At 58.4% G+C, this 14,165-nt stretch carries 5 protein-coding genes; 1 reads left to right on the plus strand and 4 read right to left on the minus strand.

From position 1 onward, the window contains the following. Positions 1-126 precede the first annotated feature (126 nt). The 4 genes from RBI05_RS18295 to RBI05_RS18310 form a co-directional block, all read right to left on the minus strand. Positions 127-4,401, minus strand: coding sequence for a glycosyl hydrolase (locus RBI05_RS18295; RefSeq protein WP_310552088.1), 4,275 nt, complete (start codon positions 4,399-4,401; stop codon positions 127-129). Between the two features lie 195 nt (positions 4,402-4,596). Then, positions 4,597-7,422 carry a glycoside hydrolase family 2 TIM barrel-domain containing protein gene (locus RBI05_RS18300; RefSeq protein ID WP_310552089.1) on the minus strand — a complete coding sequence of 942 codons (2,826 nt, stop codon included), beginning with the start codon at positions 7,420-7,422 and terminating at the stop codon, positions 4,597-4,599. A gap of 222 nt (positions 7,423-7,644) precedes the next feature. After that, positions 7,645-9,813, minus strand: coding sequence for an alpha-galactosidase (locus RBI05_RS18305; RefSeq protein WP_310552090.1), 2,169 nt, complete (start codon positions 9,811-9,813; stop codon positions 7,645-7,647). Positions 9,814-9,866: 53 nt separating this feature from the next. Continuing rightward, positions 9,867-12,428: a beta-mannosidase gene (locus RBI05_RS18310; RefSeq protein ID WP_310552091.1), complete on the minus strand. Its 2,562-nt coding sequence runs from the start codon at positions 12,426-12,428 to the stop codon at positions 9,867-9,869. 296 nt (positions 12,429-12,724) lie between these two features. Here RBI05_RS18310 and RBI05_RS18315 point away from each other — a divergent pair, with 296 nt between their 5' ends. Beyond that, positions 12,725-14,029: an ABC transporter substrate-binding protein gene (locus RBI05_RS18315; protein ID WP_223879817.1), complete on the plus strand. Its 1,305-nt coding sequence runs from the start codon at positions 12,725-12,727 to the stop codon at positions 14,027-14,029. The last annotated feature ends 136 nt before the right edge of the window (positions 14,030-14,165 follow it).

Raw genomic sequence — 14,165 nt, forward strand, 5'->3', positions numbered from 1 at the left:
TTGAACGGCCGCTTTGTTTACTTTTTAGTGGAGGTGGTCCCTCTCAGCTTAGAAATATCTACTTTTGGGACAGCCTCTTGATGTGTCCGCTTATTCTAGGGTTCTTAAACGCTGTCCCGGTCTCTGTTATCTGGAGAGGGTTACATCGTCCAGATAGAGGATGGCAGATTCGCCGGCGGCGGTTGTTTCAACCTTGACCCCAAGCTCCAGAACCGTATCCAGATTGGACACGCCCGGCAGATTGAGAGTCAGCGTCGCAAAGCCGTTCGCGTCAACCGTTGCCGCGTCTCCGGCTGTATAAACCCAGTTGCCGGTTTTGATATAAAGACTCGCCTTGGCGGTTCCGGAAGAGAGCTTGACCTTGGCGGTCAGCGTCTTGGAACCGTTCCAGTTCATCTTCACCTCGCTGCCGGCGAGGAAATAACTCTTATCGCTGGCGGCAGCGGGTGTGAATTCAACGGCCAGAGCCTTACTTCCGCCGCTGGAGACATCGCCCGTTACAGCAGGCGCCTTGGCTTGAAGATGGTTCTCACCAACCTTCCAGCTTCCGGCATCCTTCTCGAAATCGAACAGCGTGCCCGGCGCCATGCCGTCCTGTACGACGCCGACCGGAATATCGCCGGCCTCACCGGCAACGACCCGAATATCGTCTATATACAGCGTGCTCTTGAACGGATTGGTCTTGCTGTAGGAGCTTCCGGCCGGAGCGTTGACATAGATAGCGAACTCCGAAACCTTCTTCGCGTTGATCGTATCCAGCTTCTTGCCGGCATTGCCGGTATCCCAGGAGGCAGTCACAAAATCCTTGAACGGAATTTCTACCCAGCCCGGCGTCGTACCCTGAAGCGACGGATAGGCTTCAAAGGTGGCTCCGTTCGCTTTGACCTGCACGACCAGCTTGTTGCCGCTGCCGTCCGGGGTCAGCCAGAGCTTCAGGCGTCCCGTAGAGGACCAGTCCACCGAACCCAAGCTTTTGACAATGCCGGTATAGCCTTCGCCTGCCAGTGTGTAACCCAGCTTCAGCCCGTTGCTGCCTTCAATCTTGTGGCTGGAATCCAGAGTAATGCTGTTGGTGTCTCCTTTGGCGCTGTATGCGGATTGAAGGAGATCATTGCTGTTCTTATAGCCTTCAAAATCATCTACGCGCGCAGGATCTCCGCTCGTCTTCGCATACACATTTGACAGCTTCAGATTGTCCACATAGAGCGGACCGGTATAATCGAGACCGCTGCCGACCAGCGCGACCATGAGGCCCGTCGCCGACTTGCTCAGATCCAGATCGTTCAAGTCAACCGATGCCTGGTAGAGCGCATAAGTATCGGATCCGACGGTAACCTTCGGCAGATCTTTCAGCTTCGGCTGGTCTGCCGAATAGAATTTATTGTCGCTTGGTGGCAGAACCGCGATTGCGCGGATGCTGGCTTCCGGGTCCTTATGGCCCGCTGCAAGCGGGATGAGAGCCTCAAAGCTGACGCGGCCCACCTTGTTCAGCGGAACGCTCTCCAGATCCGTCAGGCCGATCTTGATCTCCTGCCAGGTATCATCGTTATTCTCGGTATAGACTAGGCTCGTGACGTTGATTCCAAGCTTACCGTCCTGGTTCACGGTAGCATGCTCGAATTCGGCGCTCATCGGCCCGGAACCCTGCCAGGTGCCATCGCTCTTGACACCGCTGATATCCGTATCGAATGTATACGTCTTCATCGTAATTTCCGGAATGCCGAAGTAGAGCTTGATCGTCTGGCTCTGGACGCTGCCGTCCGCCGCATAGACTTTCACAGTCAGGTCGGTTTCGCTTCCGTTCAGCTCCGCTCCCGGCTGCCAAGAAGCCGAGTAGAAGCCTCGCGCATCCAATGTCATCGGATGCTCCGTCTCGGAGCCTTTCAACAGGAAGACAACCTTCGTCGGCTGCTCGTTTAGCACCCGGGCACGAATTACCGTGGTTGGCGACTCAATGGTCTGACGGTCGATCGGCGAAGCGATGTGCATGAACGGCTGCTCTTCCTCAGTAGTCACTTGCCGCTGGTAGACGCCGCTCAAATCCCGTGTGAAGTACGTATAATCATCCTTATAGAAAGCTGTAAAGTCCGGAAGCAGTTCCTGATTTTCGCCCGGATACAGGGCCGAATCACGGTAAGGCACATAAATCGAATTGTATCCGAAATTGGCCCAGGTCAGCATGAATGCCATTCGCTTGGCGTCCGGATCCGCCTGCAGCTTCTCGATCAGCGTGGTGTAGAATTCCTTGTCCGCATTGCCCGTGCGCTTCATACCCGAATAACCGAACTCGGTGAAAGCCGCCACCTTGCCCTTGCTGTCCGCAATCTTGGAGATCAGCTTGGCGTCATCCACGATGGAATCGTACCATCCGGCACTGGAGCCGTTGTAGTAGCTGTCAAATCCGAGAATATCGACATAGTCGTCGCCCGGATACGTCTTCAGGAATGTCTCGTCCAGTCCGTTGAACGGGCTGCCCGGCGAGAAGGCGTACAGGAAGTTGTGAACGCCCTTCGTGTCGCGCAGATACTCAACGGTGTAGCGGTAGATTTCCTTATACTGCTCCTTGGTCGTGAATGCCGCTCCCCACCAGAACCAGTTGCCGTTCTGCTCATGGAACGGACGGAAGATGACCGGAATGGCGTTGCCGCTGTCATCCTTCAGATGGTTGGCAAAATCGGCAATCTGATCCAGGAAGGCATTGTATTGGTCATGCTTGTCGCCGCCCGGCAGAATATGGCTCACGACATTGCCGTTAGTATCATAGAAATCGCCGCCGGTCACGAAGTTCGGCATGTGGGAGCTGAGCGTCAGCACGCCGCCGGAGGCATAAGCCGCCTTCATGGATTGAATCAGATTGTCGCGGTTCTGCTGCGGCGTATATTCGCGGGAGCCCGGCTTCTCGAAGCCTTCCAGGCTGAGCGTGTCCCAGCCGAACAAGGCGGGATTATCGCCAACGGCCGCATACGTATCCGAGGTCATGCCGTTCACAGGCTTGGACAGCGCTTCATCCGTAGCGTGCTGATGTCCGAACAGAATATGTTTGCCCCGGATATCCTGAAGATAAGCGAACAGGGAGCGCGTCTGCGACGTAGCATCCTTGTCGGCCAGATCGACCGTAACGCTTGCGCCCGGAGTCGGCGTCGATCCCGATCCGCCCGCAGACGGAGCGACCGTCGGTGCAGGCGAGGCCGATGGAGAAGGCGATGCCGCTTGTCCGCCGGTTACCGCTGCGGTCCCGGTGCTCACCGTCTTGCCGTTGACCGTTACCGAAGCGGCCTGTACGACCAGGCTGCCGATGTCGCCGCTGCCGGAGATGACCGATTGGCCGGCTGCGGCTGCTACCGTAAGGGTCGTGATCTTCGCTCCGGCTGCCAGCGTGACGGCAACCGGTTGGTTCAATACAACGCTGCCGATGGAGGCGCCGGCTTCAAGCTCCAGCTTGGAGGCGCTGTCCGCCGTCAGCGTCTCGATCCGCGTGGAGCCGGTCGCCAGAACGCGTACGCTTCCTTCCTTGCGGTCTACCTGAACCTTGTTCAGCGTCGAATGGTCGAGCGTAACGGTGTGCTCGCCGCCGCCTGACACGAAGACAGTCCCTTTGACCGTAACGCCTTCCAGCTTGGTATTGCCGTCGCCGATTCCTGCAGCGAGATACAGATTGCCGTTAATCGTCATATTCTTGAGCGTTACATCCGGCTTCGAGACAACGGCATTGCCGGCCAGTGTCCCGTCCGAATATTCGCCGCTCTTGGCATAATAGCTTCCGGCCAGGCGGTCGAGCAGCGCCAGCGTCTCTGCGCGCGTGATCTTGCCGAGCGGCCGGAACGTGCCGTCTTCATATCCGGTAGTAACGTTCTTCAGCGAACCGACCGCCGCCTGGGCATAGGCGCTGATCTGGGAAGCGTCCTTATAGGATACCGAAGCTGCGCCGGCCGGATTCTCCATTTCGAAGATGCGGGCCAGCAGCGTCGCCGCATCCTGCCGGGTGATCGCTTCTGCCGGCTTCGCCTGATTGCCCGGGAAGCCCTCGTAATAACCGGCTGCCTTGGCGGCGGCCAGTTCTTTCTCATACCATACACCTGCGGGCACATCGGAGAAATTGCCGCTGCCTGAAGCGCTGTACCCGAACAGTTTGTTCAGGACGGAGACAAATTCCGCACGCGTAATGCTGCGGTCCGGCTTGAAGGAGCCGTCCTCATAGCCGCCGATCACTCCGCGGTCTTTCCATTTGGCGATGCTGGACGCGGCCCAATGGCCGGTCAGATCCGAAGCCGCCACAGCGGCGCGCGCCGATGCCTGGCTGCTGTTGCCGCCAGTTGCCTGCAGAGCGAAAGCGGGCGCCGACGCCGTAGTCAGCATGAGCGCCGTAAGCGAAGCAGCTACAGCCTTTCTTAAATTGTTCATAATACCCTCCCATTTAGTGATGACTTACCAGATGAACGGTGCGAAGCCCCGCTCTGTTATGTAAGCGGTTTAATTGGCATTCTACCAAGCTCTGGCCCATCATGAAATGGAGGCATTTGTTCTATTCTATAACTCTGTTATGTTGTGGTATCACAAAATCAGACAAGACTTCCAGATCGTCTTGCCCACCGGCACTCAGCGAATCAGCCGCCGCAGCGCCTCTGCATCCATGCGGACAGTCGGCCGGAACGCCTCCGATTGCACATACCGCGCAAGGCTTGCGAGGAACTGTCTGCCCTCCGGCGATTCCTCCGCCTTCTCCGGGTTCAACGGGCAGATCAGCAGGCGCCCCTCGCCTACCCGGCATTCCAGCAGCAGGCCCAGATGATGGTTGCGCTCAAAATTGTCGATGGTCCGGACAATCGGATTCCATTCGGTCTCCAACTCGTCGAGAATCAGGGAGGCGGAATTCTCGACAACCGTCCACCAGGGATAGGTGGAATACGCCTCTGTCGGGAAATCGCGGAAGACGGGATGCCCGTTCTCGATGAGCAGACCCAGGGTTCCGACGGGCTCCGGCTTGCCCATGCTCTCGGAGATTGAGCGGAACATCGGATAGCACCAGAAATCCGTGCTGTACATTCCTTGTACGGCGTTCTCCAGCTCCCCCGGACTCGGCAGCAGAAGCACGCTCTCCCCCTGTTCCAGCAGTGCCAGCGCCGCGTTCGACAGCTCCCGGAACCAGATTAGGCTGTCCAGCACGCCCCTCTCCTGCTCGGGGTAGATCCAGAGATCATAGGTTTTGGCAATGTCCGTCTCCGGAATACGCAGCGACAATGCCGCACGGGTCATCGCCTTCACCCCGGGGAGCGGGAACTCGAGATCGCAGAGATCCGTGTAATTTCCGGTTGCGGCGGCTTCGGCGGTCCCTTCGGCGAGCTTGTCTCCGCCCGCAGTCAGCTCCCATTCCAGCCGGACAACTGTATCCCGCCGGCTGCGGCTCCGGTAATCGCACAGCTCCACATGGGCACGGAAATTCTCGCCCGCAGTCCAGTTATAGACCGGGAACCGGGCCAGGAGAACCGCTTCTCCGCAGAAGCTCCGCCATTCTTCCGGCGTTACCATTCCCTTGGATTCCATAAAAGCGTCAAGTACGCCGACCAGCGCCGTTCCCTGCCCGCTGAAGTCCTGAAGGTCCAGAAGCTGAAATCCGGCCAGACGCCGGGAGCGGAAGGCCGCTTCCAGCTCTTCCTTGTAGCAGGCGGCTGCAAGCTGCCCCGAGCTTGCCGAGTAGGCTTCGGCCAGATGGCCGAGCCCCCGGTTCTCCAGCCGTTCACGGAAGATTTTGAAATTCTCCGCCTTCAATACGCCGGTATATTTCCCGATCTCTGCGAAGTCCGGATACGTCGCATACTGTCCGATTTCATGCGAGACCACCGGAACGCGCGGAATCCATTCCCCGGAGACTTCGCCTGTCCGAACTGTCCGGGCTTCCGTCCCGTATTGAATCTGAACGGTTCCGGTCCCGGCCATCTGTCCATCCTCTCCGTTGCCCTGTTCCTGTCCCCTCCGGAAGTCCGGCGGCACAATCGCATCGTCGTAATCCTTCATCGTTCCCGGCACATCGGTCTGGACATGCCCGAGAGGGGCATCGCACATGGCGTAGGAGCCCCGGATCAAGCGGTCCCGGGTGAACCTCACCCCGGAGAAGAAGTCATCGTGCTCCAGCACTTCGGGCACCCACTGGTGATTGTTGGACCCCTGGGTGTAGAGATGTCGGTCGTCGAATGCCTGATACGCTTCCAGAATGGCATCAATCCGCGGACGGCTTCCCCACAGCTCGTTGCCGAGCGACATCATGACGAAGGACGGATGATTCCCGAACGCTTCCAGAATGGCATAGCCCTCGCGGATGAGATAATCCTGTTCCGTCTGGTTATGATTCTCCTCGCCTTCCTCCGTGACTGTCCCCCAGAAAGGCAGCTCCGGCTGCATGTAGATGCCAAGCCTGTCTGCGGCCGTGAACGCCGCCTCCGGCGGACAGCAGGTGTGGAAGCGGTAGTGATTGATTCCGTAAGATTTGGCGATTCGGAGAATGCGCACCCATTCCTCCGCATCGGTCGGCGCATAGCCCGTCAGCGGGAAGATCAGGCCGTCATGCTTGCCGCGCAGGAAGGTCTTCTCTCCGTTGATCGTGAATTTATCGCCTTCTGCCTTGAATTCCCGAAGGCCCAGCAGAAGCTCGTGCCGGTCCGCGACTTTGCCTTCCGCATCCGTGAGCGTCAGCGTCAGATTATACAGACCGGGCTCGCTATCGCTCCACCGCAGGGCGTCGGCCCCCAGCTCATAGATAACCGAGACCGCGCCCGGCTCCGCGGCGTAGTTCTGCGCCGGAACGCGGCGCGTCGAATCTTCGCCGGCGCCCGAAGCCGATACGGTAAGCGTGGCGCTCGAAGAACCGCGAAGCTTCGCCGTAATCCGGACAGACCGTCCCGGAACATCGGGGTCCAGGCGGACGTGGCTTAAGTGGGAAGTCCCGCAGAATTGCAGCTCAATCCGTCCCGTAATTCCGTTCCAGTTCGTCTGGGTGTCGGGCGAGGTCAAATGTCCGCCCCGGGTAGGATAATCCGTATTCGCCACCCGTATGGTCAGCCTGTGCCGTCCGGCCTCCAGGCGGCCCGTCAGTTCATACAGGTGCGGAGCATTCAGACTGTCCCGGCTGCCTACTTCCTCTTCGTCCAGCCAGACGGTCGTTATCCGCGTCCGCTCCAGGAAGAGAAAGCTGGTCATGCCGGACAGTTCTTCCGGAATGTCGATCTCCCGGGAGAACCAGGCCCAGCCTTCGAACAGGTACGGATCGGTCAGAGAGTCGATCCGCCGCTCTTCGCTGCGCGGCCCTTTGCGGGCATGGGACGTGGTTCCAGGCAGGTTCATGGAGTCGGTATACGGGAGGATGAGCCCCTGTTTCTCCGCATCCAGCTGCAGCTTCCATTCTCCTTCGAGGTTCATAACAGTCAGCATATCTAACTCCTCCATCTGTGATTATCGTTCCGGCAACGTTCCGAATGAACAAGAAACGGCACACCGTCCCTCTATTGAAGGCGGTAGCCGTTTCTGTTCTGGCCCGGAGCGGATCGCTGTACCGAAGTCCGGACAGCGTCCGCCGGCCGTTCATCTTGGCGGCAAGCGGGGGCGAACAACCGGCACAGCCGGCGGATGCCCTCCGGCTTCCCCGAAGCCGTATTACTCGGCGGTCAGCTTGAACCAGCCGCTCTGGTAGTCGTATTGCGGGTAGGACAGGCCCAGACCGACGCGCATCAGCCGGTCGCCGCCGTGAAGGGCGCTCTCTCCGCTGCGGCCCGGGGTCACCCGGTATTCCAGCGACAGGTCCAGCCCCTGCAGCTTCAGGCTGCTGAGCGGCGGATGCGGCACGGCCATGACGCGGAAATGATAGACCAGCGCTTCGCGCTTGTCCGGCGTGACGAACATCCAGGCCGTCTCATTGCCCTCGAACGGGCTCTTCAGCCGGTACAGGTCGCCCTGCTGCACAAGGCTGCGGACTTCCTTGTAGGCTTCAACCTGGCGCTTGACGACTTCCTTCTCTTCGTCGGTGAACTGGGTCAGATCCAGCTCGTAGCCGAAGTTGCCGGACATCGCCACATCGCCCCGGAAGTCAAGCGGCGTGATCCGCCCCACCTGGTGATTCGGCACAGCCGAGACATGCGCGCCGATGGAGCTGACCGGGTAGACCAGGCTGGTGCCGTACTGGATCTTGAGCCGCTCGACGCCGTCGGTGTCGTCGCTGGTCCAGGTCTGGGGCATGTAGTACAGCATACCCGGGTCGAAGCGGGCCCCGCCGCTCGAGCAGCTCTCGAACAGAATATGCGGGAAGTCCGCCGTAATCCGTTCCAGAAGCTCATACAGACCCAGTACATAGCGGTGCGCCGTCTCGCCCTGGCGTTCCGCCGGAAGCTCAGCCGACCCGATCTCGGTCAAATTGCGGTTCATATCCCATTTGACATACGCAATCGGCACGTTATTGAAGATCGCTGCCATCGAGTCATAGATATAGTCCCGCACTTCCTTGCGGGTATAATCGAGTACAAGCTGCCAGCGGGCCTCGCTCCGGCGCCGCCCCGGCACGTGCAGGCACCAGTCCGGGTGCTTGCGGTACAGCTCGCTGTCCGGCGAAATCATTTCCGGCTCGAACCAGAGACCGAACTTCAGTCCGAGCGCGTTCACGCGCTCTGCCACATCGGCCAGACCGTTCGGCAGCTTCCGCCGGTCTTCGAACCAGTCGCCCAGCGACGAATTGTCGGAATCCCGCTTGCCGAACCAGCCGTCATCCAGCACGAACAGCTCGATTCCGAGCTTCGAGCCCTCTTCGGCGATTGACACCAGCTTATCGGCGTCGAAGTTGAAGTAAGTCGCTTCCCAGTTGTTGACCAGAATCGGACGTTCCTTGTCCCGGTATTCGCCGCGGCACAGACGTGTCCGGTACAGCCGGTGATAGATGCGCGACATGCCGCCCAGTCCTTCCCCGGAGTAGACCATTACGGCCTCCGGCGTCTGGAACTCTTCCCCGGTCTTCAGCAGCCAGGAGAAGTCGAACGAGTTCAGCCCGATCGCCATCCGCACGGAGCCGAACGCATCCCGTTCCGCCTCCGCTTCGAAGCCGCCGCTGTACACGAGGCTGAAGCCGTAGACGTCGCCCGCCGATTCCGTCGCCCCTTCCCGCACCAGAGCGGCGAACGGGTTGAGCTGATGGCTGCTGACGCCCCGCTTGCTGTCGATCCGCGTGCCCCCTTGACGGAGCGGCCGCCGGTTGATGACCGCTTCTCTCGACCAGGAGCCGGACAGATAGATCATCTCCAGATCGTCTCCGTCGGCAAAATCAATGCTGGCGCTGAGCGCCCGCAGAAGGCGCAAGTCCGCGCCGCCTTCGTTCTTGAGGCGCGCCGAACGAACCACCGCGTTCCGGTCGGCAAAGACCGTATAGACCAGCGTTACCCGGAGGCCGCAGTAGGCATCCGCCAGATCCAGCTCCAGCGTATCGGCCTCTTCTTCGCGCTCTGTGTACACCGCGGGCAGCCCCGCGAGCGCCGGCTTGCCGCGCAGGATGCGATAGCCCTGGTAGCGCAGCTCGGTTACCCGCGTGCCGTCTGTCAGTTCGGCCTGATAAGCCGGAATGCGGAAATCGCCGCTTCCATACTGCGGATATTCCTGTGGAAGCCGGTCAAGTCCGGCGCCTTCCGGCGTTTTGACGGACAGGCCGTCCAGCGATTCCCGCTCTTCCAATCTGCCGCCCCAGTACAGATGGACAGGCAGGCCGTCCCGGATTTGCAGAATATAACTCATGCCTTCCGATTGCAGGTGGAACAGTCCTTCCTGTTCACGCACATAAATACTCATTGTTGGTACTCCCCTTTAAATTGAGAATTAAGAGCAAGGCCGATGACAGAGATCTAGCGGACCGCTTCCGCGATAAAATCCGCCATGGAATGAGCCGCAACGTCCGCTGCGCGGGCCGGAGCCAACGCCTCGCTCTCCTCCAATCCGCAGCGGCGCAGGAATCCGACGGTTCGGGGCTCTCCCGGCAGCAGGTCAAAGAAGTTGTCCGTGAAGAACCCTTCGCTGCTGCTGGTCAGGCGGACGCTGCGGGCCGGAAGATTGGTCGAGACCGTGTAGACGGCTCCGTCCGGGGTAAGCGTCTCTTTCACTTCGATCTTGGGACGCTCGTCCCGCCGATCCCGGGCCGAGGCTCCGAAGAAGATCTTCTCATCCAGCAGTTCTTCGCCTTCGCTCAGCGAGAGGTGGACGATAATATCCTCTCTCTTCCGTCCGGCCTGCCATTCGCCCGCCGGCAGACTGCACAGCCATGCCGACACATCCGCATCCAACGCTGCCGGCAGGGTCCGCTCCTGCAGCAAGCCGCCGCGGGCATCATGCAGCGCAATCCGCAGCTCTCCTTCCACCGGAGTGCGGCGGTCGGATACGGCGTACACGTCCAGGGCTCCGCTCTCCTGCTCCACCACAGACAGAATAATCTCCCGGAAACTGCGGCGCACGGCGTACTGCAGCGCTTTCCAGCGGCCGTAATAGTCGATTCCCGCCCAGGAGGCTACAGGCCAGCAGTCGTTCAGCTGCCAGTACAGGGTACCCATGCAGTAAGGCTTGTGACGGCGATGGCTCTCGATGGCGACCCGGATGCCTTCGGCCTGAAGAACCTGGCTCAAGTAGAGGAATCCCCTGAAATCCTTCGGTTCGGGCAAATAGCGTTCCATATAGGATTTGATTTTGATATTGCCGGTGCCGTTCTTCTGGTGGGCCGTCATAACCGGAGACTCCAGCTCCAGATCCTCTTCCTCCGCGTAGCGCAGCACGGTATCAATTTCAGGGAATGACTGGAAGCCGTACTCGCTCATGAACCGCCCCACTTTGACATTGTAATTCTCGAACGGCTCGTCCGCATGCCAGACGCCCCAATAATGAACGTCTCCTTCGGATGCGATAGCAATGGCATGCTGGCGGTCGTCGCCGGTCAGCCCGCGCAGCGGGGAAGAAGGCCAGTAGGCGACATCCTGGTGAAGCGCCTTCAAAGTCTGGGGCAGGATCATGTGGAAGATCGCTTCATAAGCCGCCCAGATCTCTTCCCGCTGCTCCTGGTTGTAGTCCTTCTTCCAGCCCCAGCCCATATCCTCACCGTAATGCGCCCAGGCGGAGTCGATCTCGTTATTGCCGCACCAGAGGGCTAGGCAGGGATGGTTGCGGAGTCTTTTAATATTGCATACCGCTTCCTGACGCACGCTCTCCAGAAATTCGGGATTGCCCGGATACATGCTGCATGCGAACATGAAGTCCTGCCATACCAGGAGTCCGTATTCGTCGCACAGCCGGTAGAAGGCATCGTCTTCATAATACCCTCCGCCCCATACCCGGATCATATTCATGCCGGAGTAGGCGGCCGAAGCGATTTCGTACCGGTAACGCTCCTCCGTCACTTCCGACGGGAAGCTGTCATTGGGGATATGGTTCGCTCCCTTGGCGAAGACCGGAACGCCGTTCAGCATGAAATAGAAGGAAGCACCCTGCTCATCCGGTTCCCGGATCAGCCGGATTTCGCGCAGGCCCGTCCGCGCCTGCGCGGTTGCTTCCGTTCCGTCGTCGCCTACAAAAGCGATTGCAAAATCCGTCATCGCAGGCTCCCCTAATCCGCGGGACCACCAGAGACGGGGCTTGGGCAGCTCGATGTCCAGCTTAAGCGTCCGATGACCCGGCTCAAGCCGGACCCGCTGTTCCCGGACAACACCGTCTGCCGCCACGCGAAGAGTTCCGGCGCGGCCGGCAGCGGAACGCAGCTCCACAACGGCCGTCAAGTCTGCGCGTTCGGCCGTAACCGATTTTTGCTTCATATATATGTCGTTTATTTCCACGCCGTTTCCAAGATTGAGATAAGCTTCCCGCCAGATTCCGGCCGTTACGAATCGGGGTCCCCAATCCCATCCATAATGATATGGAGCTTTTCGGGCAAAAATACTGATACGGTCTTCTCCAAGGCCGCCGAGCTCGCTCTGGTCATTGGTAGCCGGCAGAGGATAGCCCAGCCCGCGCAGCTTCGGAAGGTCCATCCCGACCGGCGAGCGGAACAGGACTCGAAGCGTATTCGTGCCGGTCTGCAGCGCATCACGGACATCAACCGTCCATTCGCGGAACATATTGTCCGCCTGAAGAAGGGAAATCCCGTTCAACCAGCATTCCGCATACGTATCGAGACCCTTGAAGACAAGTTCGGCCCAATCGCAGCCGTCGGCGCCATCGGGCAATTCGAATTCGGAGACGTACTCCCAATTCTTCTGTTCAATCCATTGCAGATCCTGTTCATTCGTTCCTCTGAAAGGGTCGGGAATTTTGCCGTTGCGCAGCAGATCGGTATGCACGCAGCCCGGAACCTTAGCCGCCATCCATTCGTCTTCGTCCGCCTGTTTCATCCGCCACTGGTTCAGCGGAACTTGCCTAATCTGGCTCATGTTGGTATCCTCCATGGATGTGCTGTTTTTTGGCCGAAGCCACTTAACCAAAATAGCACCGGGTCTAATGGATTTCATTGTACTCTGTTGTCATTCGTAGCTTTTTGTTATATTCCTGTTATCAAGTTCATAGGAGTATCATCGCAAAAAAGACAAACGAAGACAATAAAAAATAATACAATCCATTTAAAAAAGCGCTTACGAGTTATATAATTTCAATGTAAACGCTAACAACCACTTGAAAAGGGGCGAAAGAATTGAAAAAGAAATCAGTTTTGTTAGGTTCCGTTATTCTTATGGGTTTGTCCACTGCGCTGGCAGGCTGCGGAGGAAACAACAACAATAATAATAATGCCGCTTCCAGCAGCAAGCCGGCTTCGGCCGCTCCTGCTGCGAGCGCCGCAGCAGGAACTTCCGCTGCACCTGCCGGAGAAGACACCAACATTAGCGGCAAGGTGACCTTCCTCACCAACCGCACCGACATGATCGGCAAGGAATACGACGAGTATGTGAAACGCTTCAATGAGAAGTACCCGAACATCAAAATTGAATTTGAAGCTTCCCAGACCGACTACAACCAGCAGATGAAAGTCAGAATGGCCAGCGGCGAGCTGCCTGACCTGATGTTCATCCCGACGATTCCGAACTCCGATCTGCCGAAATACTTCGCTCCGCTGGACGATCTCGGCCTGAACGACCAAATTACATTCAAGGACTTCAAGTCTTATGAAGGCAAGCTGTACGGCATCACTTCCGGCAACTCCACATCCGGCATCGTGTACAACAAGAAAGCTTATGCCGCAGCCGGCATTACCGAGCTTCCGAAGACTTGGGACGAGTTCCTGGCTGCCTGCGAGAAGCTGAAAGCCAAAGGCATCATTCCGCTGGCTTCCAACTTCAAGGACAAATGGCCAATCAACAACTGGGTCTACGACGCGCCTCGCATTATCGAGAACAAGGCTGATTTCCCGAACGACAAGCTGAACACCGATACGCCGTTCACGATGGACAACGGCTACGGCAAATCCTTCAGCCTGCTGCGTGAACTGAACGAGAAGGGCTACCTGGAGAAGGACATCAACTCCACGAACTGGGAGCAGTCCAAGAAAGACGTAGCGAGCGGCAAGTTCGCCGCCTACTTCCTCGGCAACTGGGTTATCAACCAGGTTATCGGCGCCGGCGCCGCAGCCGAAGATATCGGCTTCTACCCGCTGCCGACCGATAACTCGGGCGAGCTCCGCGCTGCTCTGAGCCCTGACTTCTTCTATGCCGTCAACAAGGACAGCAAGAACATGGACGCAACCAAGGCATTCCTGAAATGGATGCTGACCGAATCCGGTTATGAAGATTTCGCAGGTTTCATTTCCCCGATCAAGGGCAAGGAATCGGCTCTGCCGCAGCTGAAGGAATTCCAGTCTACCGGCGTTGTGCTTCAGGAAGGAACTCCGGACAACGCACAGGTTATCGACATTCAGAACAAGGCTCAGATCGACCTGCCGGCCATCGCTCAGGAATTCGTGCTCGCCAAGAACCCGGAAAGCGTGTTCGACAAGTGGAACAAGGCTTGGGCCAAGGCCAGAAAAGAAGTTCTCGGCCAATAATTCCAACCTTCAGGAGCAGCTGAGCAACTGAAACCATACTGTCAGACAATGTAGCGGCGCAAAATGGATTATACGCAGGTGCGGGTAATCCATTTTGCCGTCGCCCACATCTCCCCCCATACAGAAAGAAGGTCGA

Origin of the sequence: Paenibacillus glufosinatiresistens (assembly GCF_031470375.1) — a bacterium.
GTDB classification, from domain to species: domain Bacteria; phylum Bacillota; class Bacilli; order Paenibacillales; family Paenibacillaceae; genus Paenibacillus_AQ; species Paenibacillus_AQ glufosinatiresistens.

Bases quoted from the DNA above. Each gene is read 5' to 3' on its own strand.
- RBI05_RS18310 (WP_310552091.1), bottom strand. From the start codon at position 12,428: ATGAGCCAGATTAGGCAAGTTCCGCTGAACCAGTGGCGGATGAAACAG.
- RBI05_RS18305 (WP_310552090.1), bottom strand. From the start codon at position 9,813: ATGAGTATTTATGTGCGTGAACAGGAAGGACTGTTCCACCTGCAATCG.
- RBI05_RS18315 (WP_223879817.1), top strand. From the start codon at position 12,725: ATGGGTTTGTCCACTGCGCTGGCAGGCTGCGGAGGAAACAACAACAAT.
- RBI05_RS18300 (WP_310552089.1), bottom strand. From the start codon at position 7,422: ATGCTGACTGTTATGAACCTCGAAGGAGAATGGAAGCTGCAGCTGGAT.
- RBI05_RS18295 (WP_310552088.1), bottom strand. From the start codon at position 4,401: ATGAACAATTTAAGAAAGGCTGTAGCTGCTTCGCTTACGGCGCTCATG.